15 protein-coding genes are annotated in these 15,179 nt (G+C 69.9%); 3 read left to right on the forward strand and 12 right to left on the reverse strand.

The window, feature by feature from the left end:
- Positions 1-209: 209 nt before the first annotated feature.
- The gene (locus tag B4K29_RS16585; RefSeq protein ID WP_286968226.1) at positions 210-881 is read left to right on the forward strand and encodes a DsbA family protein; all 672 of its coding nucleotides are present in this window, start codon (positions 210-212) and stop codon (positions 879-881) included.
- Positions 874-1,494, forward strand: a complete 621-nt coding sequence (locus B4K29_RS16590) for a vitamin K epoxide reductase family protein (protein ID WP_286968228.1) — start codon at positions 874-876, stop codon at positions 1,492-1,494. Before B4K29_RS16585 ends, B4K29_RS16590 begins: the two co-directional genes overlap by 8 nt.
- A 33-nt stretch (positions 1,495-1,527) precedes the next feature.
- Here the strand turns inward: B4K29_RS16590 and B4K29_RS16595 are convergent, their stop codons facing one another.
- From B4K29_RS16595 to B4K29_RS16605, 3 genes are all read right to left on the reverse strand, one after another.
- Complete coding sequence (locus B4K29_RS16595; RefSeq protein ID WP_286968230.1) at positions 1,528-1,863, reverse strand: YnfA family protein; 336 nt, start codon at positions 1,861-1,863, stop codon at positions 1,528-1,530.
- 323 nt (positions 1,864-2,186) lie between these two features.
- On the reverse strand, positions 2,187-3,212 hold the full coding sequence (locus B4K29_RS16600) for an ankyrin repeat domain-containing protein (RefSeq protein WP_192278970.1): 1,026 nt from the start codon (positions 3,210-3,212) through the stop codon (positions 2,187-2,189).
- A gap of 154 nt (positions 3,213-3,366) precedes the next feature.
- Positions 3,367-3,765: a heavy metal-responsive transcriptional regulator gene (locus B4K29_RS16605; RefSeq protein ID WP_192278969.1), complete on the reverse strand. Its 399-nt coding sequence runs from the start codon at positions 3,763-3,765 to the stop codon at positions 3,367-3,369.
- Positions 3,766-3,819: 54 nt separating this feature from the next.
- Between B4K29_RS16605 and merA the strand changes: the two genes are divergently transcribed.
- Positions 3,820-5,196 carry a mercury(II) reductase gene (gene merA, locus B4K29_RS16610; RefSeq protein WP_192278968.1) on the forward strand — a complete coding sequence of 459 codons (1,377 nt, stop codon included), beginning with the start codon at positions 3,820-3,822 and terminating at the stop codon, positions 5,194-5,196.
- Positions 5,197-5,468: 272 nt separating this feature from the next.
- Here merA and B4K29_RS16615 read toward each other — a convergent pair whose 3' ends face one another.
- The 9 genes from B4K29_RS16615 to B4K29_RS16655 form a co-directional block, all read right to left on the reverse strand.
- Positions 5,469-6,710, reverse strand: a complete 1,242-nt coding sequence (locus tag B4K29_RS16615) for a cytochrome P450 (protein WP_286968234.1) — start codon at positions 6,708-6,710, stop codon at positions 5,469-5,471.
- Positions 6,711-7,019: 309 nt separating this feature from the next.
- Positions 7,020-8,018: a hypothetical protein gene (locus tag B4K29_RS16620; RefSeq protein WP_286968236.1), complete on the reverse strand. Its 999-nt coding sequence runs from the start codon at positions 8,016-8,018 to the stop codon at positions 7,020-7,022.
- 64 nt (positions 8,019-8,082) lie between these two features.
- Positions 8,083-9,678 carry an apolipoprotein N-acyltransferase gene (gene lnt / locus B4K29_RS16625; protein WP_286968238.1) on the reverse strand — a complete coding sequence of 532 codons (1,596 nt, stop codon included), beginning with the start codon at positions 9,676-9,678 and terminating at the stop codon, positions 8,083-8,085.
- Between the two features lie 94 nt (positions 9,679-9,772).
- The gene (gene ccsB, locus B4K29_RS16630) at positions 9,773-10,720 is read right to left on the reverse strand and encodes a c-type cytochrome biogenesis protein CcsB (protein WP_286968240.1); all 948 of its coding nucleotides are present in this window, start codon (positions 10,718-10,720) and stop codon (positions 9,773-9,775) included.
- Positions 10,721-10,722: 2 nt separating this feature from the next.
- A complete protein-coding gene (resB, locus tag B4K29_RS16635; protein WP_286968242.1) occupies positions 10,723-12,363 on the reverse strand; it encodes a cytochrome c biogenesis protein ResB in 1,641 nt (546 codons plus the stop codon).
- A gap of 67 nt (positions 12,364-12,430) precedes the next feature.
- On the reverse strand, positions 12,431-13,111 hold the full coding sequence (locus B4K29_RS16640) for a DUF305 domain-containing protein (protein ID WP_286968244.1): 681 nt from the start codon (positions 13,109-13,111) through the stop codon (positions 12,431-12,433).
- On the reverse strand, positions 13,111-13,749 hold the full coding sequence (locus B4K29_RS16645; protein ID WP_286968246.1) for a DUF3105 domain-containing protein: 639 nt from the start codon (positions 13,747-13,749) through the stop codon (positions 13,111-13,113). Before B4K29_RS16645 ends, B4K29_RS16640 begins: the two co-directional genes overlap by 1 nt.
- Positions 13,750-13,780: 31 nt before the next feature.
- Positions 13,781-14,530 (reverse strand): cytochrome c biogenesis CcdA family protein, encoded by a 750-nt coding sequence (locus B4K29_RS16650; RefSeq protein ID WP_286968248.1) that lies wholly within the window; start codon positions 14,528-14,530, stop codon positions 13,781-13,783.
- On the reverse strand, positions 14,527-15,108 hold the full coding sequence (locus B4K29_RS16655; protein WP_286968250.1) for a TlpA family protein disulfide reductase: 582 nt from the start codon (positions 15,106-15,108) through the stop codon (positions 14,527-14,529). Before B4K29_RS16655 ends, B4K29_RS16650 begins: the two co-directional genes overlap by 4 nt.
- Positions 15,109-15,179 lie beyond the last annotated feature (71 nt).

Genomic DNA, 15,179 nt, shown 5'->3' on the forward strand with positions numbered 1-15,179 from the left:
CCGGGATACACCGGGCAGCCCAAACACCGGCCGCGCCACCGTCCCCCTGACCCAGCCGATGCCGGTGCCGCACGACCTCGCGCAGCTCCACGCCCACCACTGACCCGACCGTTCTTCTCGAACCGCCCTCGTGGAACCCGAGCGGGCCCCGGCCCGTTCGCCACACCAAGCCCCCGTCCATTTCACCCTGCCTTGGAGCTGATCCCCCCATGACCCCCGTGAAACGCAACGCCATCGTCTCTGGCGTCGTCATCGCCCTCTTCGTCGCCTTCATCGCCGGCGCCTTCGCCCTGGCCCCGAAGAAGGCCGACCCTGCCGGAAAGGGCGACGCCGGCACGCAGGCCGGGACGGGCAAGCTGGTGCGCGAGGACAGCCACCGCCTCGGCGCCGCGGGCACCGGCAAAGTAGTGCTCGTCGAGTTCCTCGACTTCGAATGCGAGTCGTGCCGGGCGGCATACCCCGTCGTGGAAGAGCTGCGCACCACCTACGCCGGCAAGGTCGACTTCGTCGTGCGCTACTTCCCGATCCCCAGCCACGCCAACGCCATCAACGCCGCCCTCGCGGTCGAAGCAGCCGGCCAGCAGGGCAAGTTCGAGGACATGTACAAGCGCATGTACGACACCCAGGAGACGTGGGGTGAGCAGCAGGAGTCCAAGGCGCCGCTGTTCCGCACCTTCGCCCAGGACCTCGGCCTCGACCTGGCCGCCTACGACAAGGCCGTCGCGGACAAGGCCACCGCGGACCGGGTCGAGCGGGACCGGCAGGACGGCCTCGACCTCGGCGTTGAAGGCACACCCACGTTCTTCCTCAACGGCAAGAAGCTCCAGCCGTCCTCGGTCCAGGACTTCCGCTCCCAGATCGACGCCGCCCTCAATGGCTGAACCGGTGCCCACCCCACCCAAGCTGCAGTCGCCGGGTGCGGTGGGTCGAGGCACCGCCTGGACGTTGACGCTCGCCGGCCTGGTCGGGCTGGTCGCCGCGTTCGTGCTGCTCGTCGAAAAGATCGCGCTGCTCACCGACCCCAGCTACGTGCCCTCGTGCAGCATCAACCCGGTCCTATCCTGCGGGTCGATCATGAACACCGACCAGGCCGCGGCGTTCGGGTTCCCGAACCCCATCCTCGGCATCGCCGGATTCGCCGCGCTCCTGACCGTTGGGGTGGTCCTGCTGACCAGGGTGGCCCTGCCGGGGTGGTTCTGGTGGGGCATCCAGGCCGGCACGACGTTCGGGGTCGTGTTCGTGCACTGGCTCATCATTCAGAGCCTGTACCGAATCGGCGCCCTGTGCCCCTACTGCATGATCGTCTGGGTCGTAGCCATCACCGCGTTCGTGACCGTCACCGCCCACAACATCAGAACCGGGCAGATCCCGCTGCCAGCACGGCTGCGCGCCGCCGCGTCCTACGCCCCCACCGTGGTCATCGTGTGGCTTGTGACCATCGTCGCCCTCATCACCCTCGAGTTCTGGGACTACTGGGTGACCCTGGTCGACTGACCTCCGGCTTTTTTGAGCCCCTTGCTGCTTTCGTCAGGCCGCACGGGGGGCGTACATGATGACGGCGACCCCGACCAGGCACACCAGGGCACCGACGACGTCGTAGCGGTCGGGCCGGAACCCGTCCATGACCATCCCCCACGCCAACGACCCGGCCACGAAGACACCCCCATACGCGGCAAGGATCCGGCCGAAGTTCGCGTCATCCTGCATGGTCGCGACGAAGCCGTACAACCCCAGCGCGATGACCCCAGCGCCAACCCAGACCCAGCCCTTGTGCTCGCGCACCCCTTGCCACACCAGCCAGGCACCCCCGATCTCGGACAGGGCGGCCAACGCGAACAGCAGCAGCGACTTCACAACGCTCATGCGCGAAAGTCTCTCAACCACGTCGCGGCCCCGGACGGCGCCTGCCGGGGCTCTCCATCGCCGGTTCGTGGACGGCCGAGCTCGACCGGGGCCGCGCCGGCAACAGGCGGTACCGCGCACGTGGATTGCTTTGCCCGTGAGCGGCGCACCATCAACGCGGCGATGCCGACGAGCCCGACCACGACCGCGAACACCATACCCGCGAACGCAAACGTTGCTGCGGTCGCGGCAAACCCGGCGACGCCAAGGAAACCCACGACGGTGCTGCTGTGACTTTTAGCGCTATATGGCGGGGTTCTGCCGCCGCAGCGTGGCGGCACAGCTCAGATGGCGCCGGGAGTGATGGGACGCAGGACATCTTCGACCGCGTCGTGTCCCTTCCCGGGACCGATCTCGGCGCGCTGGTGCTGGCACCACCCCAGGGGCGTGCTGCCGAACCTCGTGTCGCGGCGCGTGGGGTCCGCGCCGTGATGAAGCACGCGGGTGACGCTGTCGGCTCGGCCGGAGAACGCCGCCTCGTGCAGGGCGGTGGATCCGTCCCGGTCGACGCCATCTACGGGTGTGCCCGCCGCGATCAGCTGATCGATCACGTTCAGCCGGCCGTGTGCCGCCGCGGTCCGCAGGGCCGCGACCCGGTCCACTTCAGAGGTCCCCAGGGTCAGGGCGCCGGTCACGTCGCCAGCAGCCGCGGCCTGGACCAGGTCGCTCGCTCCGGCGGCGAGCAGGACGTCGACGACGTCGGTCATGCCGAAGACGACGGCGTGTCGAAGGGCGGTGCCTCCTGGGACGCCACCGGCGGTGGGCGATGCGGTGGCGTCCAGGTCCGCTCCAGCCTCGACGAGGACACGCGCGACCTCCGCGTCGCCGTAGCTGGCGGCGGTCGTCAAAGGCGTCTCGGCGTCCAAGGGATCGCCTTCGACCGGTGCACCGGCGTCCAGCAGGACGCGGGCAAGAGCAGCGGTGCCGGGCACGTCCCGCCAGGCGTCGCGCGTGGTGTCGAAGCGCATCATCGCCACGTAGCCCAGGGGACTGGCCCCGTGCAGGTGGTCACACCACCCGGACATCCTCTGGACGGCCAGCTCGGGGTGCGCCGCGAGGAGGTCTGCCAGCCGGGCGGCGTCGCCGCCGTCCAGGACGGCTCGTCGCTCGACCTCGAGCTTGAGCCGGGTCCAGCTGGGAAACCCGTGCTCACGGGCCACGGCGAGCTGCGCCGAGCTCAGGGCGAGCTGCTCGGATACGGAACGGATCCGAGTGGCGGCCGCGGGATCGCCGCGTTCGGCCTTCCGTAGAAGGTCCTTGGCTTGGCGCCGAAGCTGCTCGAGGTCGGCGCGCGCTGGCAGAAAGGGCATGACGTCTCCTTGGAGCTGGCGGCCCGCGCTGCCAGGCAGAGGAGATCGTCGACGGGTCTGGTTCGTCGTGGTGCTGTGGAGGTGGACTCAGTCCTGTCCGCGGGCCCGGTGGCGCCCTCTGCGCCAGCACCGACTCTAAGCCCGCGGCCGCCTGTCAGTCAGTGGGGATGACGTGGCAGACGCCGTCCTGAGAGCAGGTGGCCGGGTTCAGGGTCGCTGCGCGGTCTCGGAGCCGGCGGACCTCCTCGCGCGTCGCCTCGAGCTCTGCGATGCGCTCGTCCAGGGCGGCGGCGTGTCGGTCGAGCAGCGCGGTGACGTGTCCGCACGGCGGCCCTTGGTCTTCGCGGACCGTGATGACGGTGCGGATCTCGGCAAGGCTCAGACCCGCTGCCTGAGCGGCTCGCACGAAGCGGAGCCGGGCGATCGAGGTCTCGTCGTAGTCGCGATAGCCCGACGCCGTCCTGGCCGGCCGCGGTAGGACTTGCGCCTGCTCGTAGAACCTCAAGGTCTTCGTCGTCACACCAGCGCGCTCCGCCAGCTCCCCGATTCGCATGGTCGCAGGCTACGGCTTGACCTTGCCGTGCGGTGGAACGTTTACGGTCCGTCGATGGGCATCAAGGACACGTGGGACCTGATCGTCATCGGTAGCGGGGGCGCGGCGATGGCCGCCGGGATCGAGGCCAGGTCACGCGGGAAGTCAGTCTTACTGGTCGAGCACGGAGTCCTGGGTGGCACCTGCCTGAACGTGGGGTGCATCCCGAGCAAGAACCTCCTCGCGGCCGCGGGGCGCCGTCATCGGGCGCTCGTCAACCCGTTCCCCGGCGTCCCGACCGGCGCGGGGGGCGTCGACCTGGCGGCGCTGATGACGCAGAAGCAGGAGCTGATCGACCGGCTACGTCAGGCGAAGTACACCGACGTCGCCGAGGCGCACGGCTTCCCGGTCATGTACGGCCACGCCCGGTTCGTCGACGAGCAGACGCTCGAGGTCGACGGCGAGCATGTCACCGGCACGGCGTACGTCGTCGCGACAGGCTCGGTCCCGCACATCCCGGACCTGCCAGGCATGGAGACGATCGACCCGCTGACGAGCACCACGGCGATGGAGCTGCAGGAAATCCCCTCCTCGATGGTGGTCCTTGGTGGTGGGTACGTCGGGCTTGAGCAGGCCCAGCTCTGGGCCCAGCTGGGCGTCGCCGTAACCCTCGTCGGCCGGCTCGCACCGCACGTAGAGCCAGAGGTCGCGGACGTGCTGCGAACCGTGTTCGCCGACGAGGGCATCACCGTCGTCGAGGAACGTGCGGTGGCGGTCGAGCCGACCCCCGAGGGGGTACTGGTCCGGACCGAGCGCGGTGCGCAGGTGACGGGCCACCGCCTGCTGGTGGCCACCGGGCGGCACGCGAACACCGACGACCTAGGGCTGAGCGCCGCTGGCGTGCAGACCGCCGACCGAGGGTTCATCACCGTCGATGCGCACCAGCGCACGAGCAACCCGCGAATCTTCGCCGCCGGTGACGTCTCCGGTGCCCCGCAGTACGTCTACGTCGCTGCACAGACCGGGCACGCCGCAGCTGCCGGAGCCCTTGGACAGCCCACCACCGTCGACTACCGCGGCCTGCCAGCGGTGACGTTCACGACCCCGCAGCTCGCCTCCGCCGGGGTCACCGAGCAGCAGGCAGTGGCCGCCGGGCACGAGTGCGACTCCCGCGTCCTCGACGCCCACGACATCCCCAGATCGCTGGCCAACCGCGACACCCGCGGAGCCCTCAAGCTCGTCATCGACGCCCACACCCGCAAGATTCTCGGGGTCCACGCCGCTCTCGACGGTGCCGGCGACGTGATGCTCGCGGCGACCTACGCGATCAAGTTCGGGCTCACCGTCGACGACCTCGCCGACACCTGGGCGCCCTACCTGACCATGAGCGAGGCGCTGCGCATCTGCGCCGGCCTCTTCCGCAGCGACATGCCAACGAGCTGCTGCGCGTAAACGGCACCTGCGCGCGGCTGGATGGGAGCCAGCGCGGTGTCGCGTAAGGGGATCGATCAGCGAGACGCCCTCGACGCCCGGTCAGCCGCGTCCGCTACGCACGAGCGAATCGTCTCAGTTGTGGCTTTCGTCGCTCGGTGGCGGCGTGATGCTTGCAGTGGTGGCGGGGTCGCCCAGGGGCGGCGGCGACGTCCGCTACGTTGGCTCGTGCTGTTCGGTCCTGAAGCGCGGCATCGCGAGGATGGCCATATCTTGGCTTCTGGCTTGGATGATCATGACCCGTGCTGCACGGTGGAGATGAGGAGTCCGCTGGCAGGAAGAGTGGGCATGCGGCGAAGGCTGATCCGCAGGTCCTGGGCCGGGACGTGGTATCTCATCTCTCGGGTCAGCATGGTCAGTGCTGTCTTCATCACGGCGATGGTGACCCACTCTCCTGCGCAGCGGTGGCCGCTGCGATGGTCTCCGCCGCCCTGGGGGATGAAGTCGTAGGCGCCGCCGTCCCAGGTGGCGAAGCGTTCGGGGCGGAAGACATCGGGGTCTTCCCAGTGGTGGGGGTGGTGGTTGGTGCCGTACAGGTCGAGCAACACCCTGCGACCGGCGGGGAAGTGCACGTCTTGCCAGTCGAAGGCACTGCGTACCCGGGCGGCGACCGCCGGGAAGAAGGGGTAGAAGCGCCGGACCTCCTGGACGAACATCTCGGCGTCGCGGTCCTCGCCGTCGCGCAGGCGGTCACGCCACTGGGGATGCTGGTGCAGGGCAAGGGCGGCGAAGGTGATGAAGCGGTCGACCGCCACGGTGGGGCGCAGGATGTTGAGCAGTTCGACCGCGGCGATCCGGCTGTCGAGCAGGTGCCCACCAGCATTGCGGTGGGTGGCAACTGCGGTCACAGCACTGCCCTCGGGGGGCCGGTGGTCGCCGCGGCGCACGGCCTCGACCAGTTGGGCGAGGGAGTTCTCGGCTCGTCGTCGAGCGCGCCTGCCTCGCCAGTGCCGGGCACCGATGGCCGCGGGGCCGTCGATCATGGCGTGCAGGTCGTCGGTGCGGCTTTTGACCTGGCGTTCGGTGAAGGGGACACCGGCCCAGGTGCTGACGGCTCGGTACAGGACTCGACCGACCTCCTCGTACAGCACCAGGTCCCCGGCGCGTTCCCACGCGGGAATCTGCGCCCGCCAGTGCTCGGCGGTCAGCCGCGTCAGAGCGGAGACGCCTTCAGGGCTCATGAGATCCATGAACATCTGCTTGCGCGCCCGGTGGGCGTGGCCGTCCAGCCCTTGCACGCCACCGACACCGACCAGCGTCTTTCGCACCCGCATCGGGAAGGCGCCGCGCCGCTCGAACCTGTCGTCGTCGTAGAAGACGCGTGCCGCATCCGCGCCACGCAGGCAGACGGTCGGCTCGAACAGCAGGCGGGTCTGGAACACGTCGGCCCCATACCGCTCGCACCGGCGGGAGATGAATTCGTATCCGTGCCATGCGAAGGGAAGTGTGCTGTCGAGACCTCGGGTGAGAGTCATGTTTCACGCCTTTCGCGGTGCACGTCCGGTGGCAGCGAGATCGGCGCCCGGTCCCCGGATGTCGCCGCGGGACGTGCTTCGACCGGGGTTGATTTGAGGCAGACGGTGCGGGTCATCGTGCCCTGCGTCTCTGGTGGTGCAGTAAGCTGGGACACGCAGGCGCCGGACGCCGCCGGGTCACCTTCGATGGTACGTGCAGCCCCAGCCAGGTGCATGTCGACGACCGCCTGCGCGAGCAGGCTGGGAGCCGGAAGAGTGAAGGGGCCCAGGCCTCGTCCTTGAGCTGCCCGCCGATTGCCGGGGTCTGGTTCAGCCACGCCCGAACAGGATGAACGCGGCTGCTCCGATGTATGCCAGGACAGCGGCCGCGAGCGTGAGCACGTCGGACAGGTGGAGGGCTTGCTGGTCGTCGCGGCGACGTCGCAGGGCCAGGACGGAGAACAGCAGCGGCATCAGTGCGACGAACCCCATGACGACGACGACCAGCAGGTAGTTGCCGATCGGAACACCGACGATGGCCAGTGGCAGCACTGCGAGGGTGAAGGTCATGGTGTGGTCGGCGAAGACGCTGGTGACGCCGCTGGTGACCTGTCCGGTGCGGACCACGGACCAGGTTGTGAAGATCTGAGGCAGTGCGGTCATAAAGGCGGTGATGAACAGGCCGCTGACGATCGGTTGGAGGCCGAGTGCGTTGCCGACCTGGCGTGTCCCGATGACCAGAAGGTATGCGCCAAGGGCCAGTGCGAGCACGCCTGCGACCGCGAGCAGTGTCTTCTTCGTCGACCACGACACCTGCCCGCGTTCCCCGCCGCGGCCTCTGAGCAGCGCCTGGACGAGGAAGATGACGTACGCGCCGACGGCGATGACCCCGTCGATCAGCTGCAGTCCGCGCCACGGGGGCGGCAGCACGAGGACGGCGAAGAGCACGACGATCGCCAGGTAGGGCAGTGCGTCGACGAAGACGGCGTCACGTTGGACCCGTAGCTCCCCGTTGCCGTCGGTGGGGCGTGAACCCTGTGAGCGGTTCCGGCGCGCGGCGGCGTAGGCGACTGCGACGGTGATCGGGATCGAGACCACGGTCGACCCGAGCATGCTGCCCAGCCCGATGGATGCGGTTCCGGTGATCGCGCTGACGGTGGTGATCCCGACGTCAGGGCTGGCGCTGCCCAGTGCGACCAGGGGCCCGCCGGCGGCTCCGGTGAATCCGTACCGCATCCGCACCGCCTTCAGCGGTGCGGCCAGCTGCTCGGCTCCCCACCGCGCCACGAACGCCGCGATGGCCAACCCAGGAATCCACAACCACACCATCGGATCTCCTGATCATCGCGCGGTCGAGCGGCAGCTCCGGCGGCACAAGGAATGCAACCCACAACTATGCCCGGGGGCCCGGCCATGCGCATGAGGTACTGCTTGGTCGTCCGGGTTGGCGTTTACGTCTCAGCACACCGGCGGTGACGGCGGCTGCTGCCAGCACGTAGGTCCCCGTCTCGAGCGCCGGCCCGCTGCGGGCGGCGGGCGTGAGCGTGGTGCGTAGCGGGAGGCTGGCGACCAGCTCCTCGGCGGTGAACAACCCGGTGCGCTTGACCACGGTGCCGTCGGGCCTGATCAGCGCGCTGACACCGACCGTGGAGATCTGCACGGTCGCGCGGGCGTGTTCGGCTGCGCGGAAGCGTGACATCGCCAGCTGCTGGGTCGACTCCTGTGAGCGCCCGAAGGAGGCGTTGTTGGTGGGGATGACGATCAGCTCGCCACCGAGCAGGACTCCTTCGCGGATGATGTCGGCGTAGGCGACCTCGAAGCAGATCCCGGTGACAACGGGAACATCACGCCCGAGGCGCTCGATGGGGATGGCGGTGATGGCCGGTGCGGTCCCGGCGGCCATGTCGGTAGTGATTCGGTCCACCAGCGGCGTGAGCTGGCGGAAGAAGTCGCGGTAGGGCACGTACTCCCCGAAGGGCACCGGGTGCTGCTTGGCGTAGGCGCTGCGGGCGCCTTGCCCGGCCTGCCACACGACCATCTCGTTGAAGCGCACGTCCTGGCCGTCGGGGAACCGCTGGGTCCCCAGGAGCAGTGGCGCGTCGGCGGCTGCGGCCGCTGCGTCCACCAGCGCGGCCTGCGACGCGTCGACGCGTGGGTCGATGTCCGCGGCGCTTTCTGGCCACAGCACCAGGTCAAGCGGGTCCTGCCCCGACGCTGCAACGAGCCGCTCGGTGCCGCGCGTGTGGTTGGCGGTGATCTGGCGGGCCTGCTCGGCCCAGTGCGCCCCTTGGGTCGGTACGTCACCCTGGACAGCCCCGACCCGCAGCCGGCCCAACTCCTGCTCAACGTGGCTTGGCAGGAGCCCCGGTCCCAGGGCCACCGCGACGGCACCAGCAGCCGTCAGGGACGCGGACACCCGTCTGCCCCGGAGCACTTGCTGCAACGTTGTTGTGAGCAGGGCGGCGACGAGCACGACGAAGGCGGACACCAGGATCTCACCACCGTAGGGCGCCAGCCGCAGCGCCGGTGCGTCCGTCTGGGAGAACGCCAGGTACCCCCACGGGAAGCCGCCGAAGGGCCACGAACCGCGCAGCTGCTCCACGGCCACCCAGACCACCGCGGCGGTCGCCGCCTGCACCACCGGGTGCCGGCGGACCCACGGAGCTTGCTGCGCATGAGCCCACAACAGCCCGAACCCGGCGACGTAGGCGGCCTGGAACAGGCTCAGCGCAATCCACGGCAGGACCGAGCCTGTGGCCTGCACCGCCCAGGAGACATGCGGCAGGAAGAAGCCCAGCCCCCAGACCAGTCCGGTGCCTGCAGCTCGCCCGGGCCTGGCGCCCCGCAGCGCGACCAGCAGGAACGCGATACCGACGTAGGCCAGTGGCCACCAGCCGCGGTCGGGGAACGCCAGGTTGGTCAGCCAGCCGCCGACAGCCGCCAGGGCGGCCGCCGTACGGAACGGGATCGGTGCGGCAACTGCTCCCACCGGTCCGGAGCGATGGCCGTCGCGGTTCACCGGTCGTGGTGGCGCTGAAGGAAGCTGCCGCGATCTTGCTTCGCTGCCGAAGGCCGGGGGCACGTCAGACGCCGGCGTAGGAGTGCAGGCCGGTGATGAACAGGTTGACGCCGATGAAGTTGAACAGGAACGCCGCGTAGCCAGCCAGGGCGAGCCAGCCGGCCTTGGTCCCGCGCCACCCGGCGGTGGACTGGGCGTGCAGGTGGGCGGCGTAAAGCACCCAGGTGATGAACGCCCAGGTCTCCTTGGGGTCCCATCCCCAGTACCTGCCCCAGGAGTCCTCGGCCCAGATCGCGCCGGCCAGGACGGCGAAGGTCCAGACCGGGAAGGCGAACAGGTGAGCGGTGTGGGCGACGCGTTCCAGGGCGGCGGCGCCGGGGAGTCGCCCGGCGTAGCCGCGAGTCGCCTGACCACTGGCGCTACGCGCGTCGGCGCGCCGGCGCAGCAGGTACAGGGCGGTGGCGGCCGCACCGACGGTGAAGACGCCGCCGGCGATGATCGCCGCCGCGACGTGGATGACGAGCCAGTAGGAGTTCAGCGCAGGGACGAGGTCCCCGGCCGGGGTGTACAGGACGGTCACGGCAAGCCCGAGGCACAAGGTGACCAGCGCGAGGATCCACACGCCGAGGTCACGCACGGGCTGGCGCCGCAGGAACACCAGGTAGGCCGCGGTGGCCGCCAGGGTGGCGGCGGCGGTGAACTCGTACATGTTGCCCCACGGCGCCCGGCCGGCAGCCACGCCCCGGGCGAGGACGCCAGCTAGGTGCAGCACGAACGCGAGCGTGGTCAACGCTGCTGCGACCCGTTCAGTGCGCCCGGAGACCGGCAGCGGTGAGGAGGCGGTCGCTGCTGTCGACGCACCCGCGGCGGCCGGCTCGAGCCCAACCGCAAGGCCAACGGGTGCCGGTCGTTTGGCCGCCTGGTAGGCGTAGGCCAGCATCGCCAGGGCGTAGACGGCGATGGCGCTGTAGATCAGCCGGTCGCTGAGCTCGCCCAGCATGGGGGTCGGCACGGTCAGTCCTCTCGGTCGTGCGGGGAAGGGTCGGTGCTGGCCCCTGCGGTGCCCGGCAGGGCAGCGAACACCGAGGAGAGCTCGTCCGGGACGGGTCCGCGGCGGGTCAACGCGTAGGTGGCGGCCTCGATCGTCGAGGGTTCGCCTGCTGGTGTGTCGCTGACGCGGATCCAGATCCGGCGCCGGCGCACGGCCAGCGACACCGTCAGGCCAAGGAGTAGGGCGACTGCTGCGACCAGAGCGATCTCCTTGCCCGGGTCATGGGCGATCTGGAAGTTGGCGAACCGGGAGACCGACTCGAAGGTGAGGGTGCCCTGTCCGTCGGGCAAGGTCATCGACTCACCTGGTCGCAGGGCGCGCCCGAACGGTTGGCCTTCGCTTATGACCTGGGTCAGGTCGGTCTTGTCGAGGCGGAACACCGACTGCGGTGCGCCGTCGGCCAGGCCCAGGTCACCGGTGTAGGCGATGAGCAAGAGTTGGGGGTCGACCAGGTCGGGGTAGAGCGAACGTGGCCCGATGGCTGGGTCGACCGACGCGGTGGGAAGAAAGAACCCTTCGAACCCCAGCTGGGTCGGCTGCGCGTCGGGAACCTTGATCACTCCTTCGGAGGACAGATTCCCGTCGAAGGGTGGGAAGACCACCGGCCCGCTGAAGACGGTCTGGCCGCGCCCGTCTCGCACGGTGACCACCGGTGCGTACCCATGGCCGGTCAGGAAGAGCTTCGTGCCCTGCACCCGCAGCGGGTGGTTGACCTCCACGGTGACGTCTTCAGGAGCACCGCCGGGGGTGCGCAGCACGGTGAGGTCGGCCCGGAAGTCCCGGGCACTGCCGCGTTGGGGGCCGGACGTCTCGAACTCGGCGGTGAAGTCGTCCAGCGTGAGGGAGAACGGGGTCAGGGCTTCGGTGTCGGTCAGGGGGCCAGGGGTGAACTCGTCGTACTGCAGTCGGGTGTTGGTGAACGAGGCCCCCTCCACGACGATCACCCGCCCCTCGAAGCCGAACAACGACCCGATCGCCACCCCGACAAGCAGGACCAGCAAGGACAGGTGGAACACGAGGTTGCCGACCTCACGCAGATACCCCTTCTCCGCCCGGACCGAGGTCTCGTCAACCACGACCCGAAACCTCCTGGAGCGCAGGTGTGCGGCCGCGGCCTGCAAGACCTGGGCCGGTTCGGCGGTCACCGTGGCCCGACGGTGGTCGTCCAGGCGCGCCAGGTTGGTTGGTGCGCGCGGAGGTTCGGCGCGAGCGGACTGCCACAATCGGGCCGCACGGGGTAGGACGCAGCCGGTCATGGAGATCATGAGCAGCAGGTAGATCGCGGCGAACCAGGGCGAGGAGTAGACCTCGAAGAACCCCAGGCGGTCCAACCACGGCCCCAGAGTCGGGTTGTCACGGTTGAACCGCGTGACCGCGCCGGGGTCGAAGGCAACCCCACGCTGGGGCAGCAACGACCCTGGGACGGCGGCCAGGGCCAAAGCGAGCAGGAGCAGCACCGCGGTGCGCATGGACGTCAAGGTCCGCCACGCCCACCGGGCCCACGCCGACGCTCCACCACCGGTGGGTCGCCGTGGTACCGCCATCACTCCGGCCCGGGCCGCGAGCACCTCGTCCTCGTCCGTGGCCGCCCGCACCTCGCTCACGCCGGCCCCCGTGCGACCCGGGGTCGCCCCGGGCGCTGGCGTCCTGGCGGCGGCGGTGCCGGGTCCCCTAGAGGTATGACGCACGCTCGACCAGCATCTGCTCGAGGACCGCGAGCTCAGCGGTCTGGGAGTCGACGATCGCCTGCGCGAGGCGGCGCACGTCCTGGTCCTGGACCAGGTCCAGAGTGGCCTGGGCCATGGTCACGCCCCCTTGGTGGTGCGCCACCATCAGCCGCAGATACATGGTTTCCGCGTCGACATCGACGGCCTGGCCGAGCTGCTGCAACTCCTCGTCGGTTGCCATCCCGGGCATCACCGCGCCCGGATCGGGCACCGCCGTCGCGTTCGTCCCGTGGTCCATGGAGCCCATGTCGGAATCGGTGTCGTGCATCCACTGCATCTGGGGCTCGAGGCTGGCCTGAGGCAGGTCCCACTGCTCGAGCCAGCCGTACATCTGCCCGGCCTGCTGCTGCTGGGTCAGCGTGATGTCCAGCGCCAGGGTCCGGAGCTCGGGGTCGTCGGTGGCGTCGCGGACGATCGTGGACATCTGCACCGCCTGGGCGTGGTGGGCCTGCATGTCCCGGGCGAACCCTGCTTCTGGCGAGCCCTCCGCCGGCCGCGAGACGGACTCGCCACCGCCAGTCAGGGCGGCGCCAGCCGTCATGCCAGCGACCCCGACCACGGCAGCCAGCAGGATTACCAGCGCCGCGGTCGGGATCTTGCGCCGTACAATTGCGTCCTCGCCCATCAGGCGTCCACTCCACCGGTGCACGGTGCGCCCGGCTCGGGGGTCTGCGGACCCTGCTGATACTTGACCACAAACTGCTCCAGGCGCACGTCGTCGGCGCTCTCCAGCGCCAGCTGGGTCCCCCAGGCGCTGGCCACCACCGGCTGCTCGGGCAGCCCCTCGAAGGGGCTGAGCAGGACGTAGGCGTTGCTCTCGGCCAGGTCGGTCAACCGCTGCACCTGCTCGCCCGGCAGGTCGGGGCCGTAGGTGATCCACACGGCGCCGTGCTCCAGGGAGTGCACCGCGAGCTCGCTGGGGATGGGTTCGGTGTAGGTGCCGCAGTTGGCCCACGCGCCCGCGTGATCACCACCGACCGGTGGCGTCTGCTCGTACTGGACCGGCTCCTGGACATGGGTGGCCGACAGGTCGGTAAACGTCTGCACCCCGGAGATGTCCCCGGCCGCAGCCTCGGCGACGTCCGCCTGACGTCGCTGCTCACCGACGAGGACGATCGTCGTCACGGCGATCAGGACGACGGCGACCAGTGCGCTGACGCCGGTGATGAGCGCCGTGCGGCGGCCTTCGGCGCGTCGCTGCTGCCCGCGGATCTCGGTCAGCCTTGCGGCGCGCTCGGACGGGTCCTGCTTGGGTGTGCTCATCAGCTGGTGCTGCCTTTCAGGTGCGTGGTGGTCACAGGACCGTGGTGTAGCCGGAGATTGTGGACTGCATGGCGCGCATGATGTGATCCCACACCCCTGTGGCCAGCAGCAGGCCGGTCCCGATGAGCATCACCGCACCCACCTGTTTGATGACCCGCGTGTGCCGGCGCGCCCACGTGGTCATCGTCAGTGCCCGGCGCATGCCCAGACCAACCGCGATGAACGGCACACCCAGCCCGGCGGCGTAGACCCCGGCCAGCGTCGCCCCGCGACCGGCACTGGCCTCGGTGAACGCCAAGGTCTGCACCGTCGCCAGAGTCGGGCCCAGGCACGGGGTCCAGCCCAGCCCGAAGGTCACACCCATCAGCGGGGCGCCCACGAGGCCGGATTTCGGGCGCAGCCGCGGCAACAGCTGCCGCTGGGTCCCGGGGAGCCAACCGGCGAAGACCAACCCCATGATCACGACCACGACGCCCAGCACGCGCGTGAGGACCGGTTGCGCTGACTGCAAGGCGGCGCCCAGCCCGCCGAAGAGGGCGCCGTAGGCGACGAAGACCGCAGCGAACCCGAGGATGAACAGGGCCGTGCCGACCACCACCGGGCGCCGCCGGGTAGCGCCTTCCTGACCGAGCAAGGGCCCGCCGGCGACGTAGGACAAGTACCCCGGCACCACCGGCAGCACGCACGGGGACACGAAAGAGATCAACCCGGCCAGGGCTGCCACTGCTGCTGCGGCCAGCATCGGCCCGGCCGCGACGACATCCTGGATCCCCGCGCTCACGACCCCGCCGCGGTCGGCTCGGCCAGGACCGCGTCCAGCAGGGCGGTCAGGGTCGACTCCTGGACCGCTCCCAGGACACGGGCTGCCGGGCGGCCGTCACGGTCCAGGATCAAGGTCACCGGCACCCCCGCGGCTGGCAGGTGCTCGGCCAGGCTCAGCAGGGCCTTGCCGTCGCTGTCGTCGATGCTGGGGTAGGTGATGCCGTAGGTCTCTTCAAAGGCGATCGCCGCGGCCCGGTTGTCCCGGACGTTGACGCCGAGGAACTGAACCCCGTCATCGGCGTACGCCGCCGAGGTCGCGGCCAGGATCGGTGCTTCCTCACGGCAGGGAGCACACCACGAGCCCCACACGTTGATCACCACGACCTGCCCGCGCCACGCCATGATGTCGATCGCCTCATCGGTCAGGCTGGTCCCGGACAGGTCCACCGGTGCTGCTCGGGTAGCAACCGGGTACTCGGTGACCGTCGTGCTGCCGATCGCCGCCGCGCCCTGCCCCGCCGTCGTGCCGCCACCATCGGCCACGAAGCCCCTCAGCTGCACCGCCACCACAATCCCGACCAGCAGGACCACGACCACGAGAACCACCCTTGGGGCAGTCAGCAGCGGCCTGGGTGTGCGCACGTCAGTTGTCTCGTCCGCTCGCGGTG

Origin of the sequence: Arsenicicoccus sp. UBA6765 (assembly GCF_002453335.1) — a bacterium.
GTDB classification, from domain to species: Bacteria; Actinomycetota; Actinomycetes; order Actinomycetales; family Dermatophilaceae; genus Arsenicicoccus; species Arsenicicoccus bolidensis.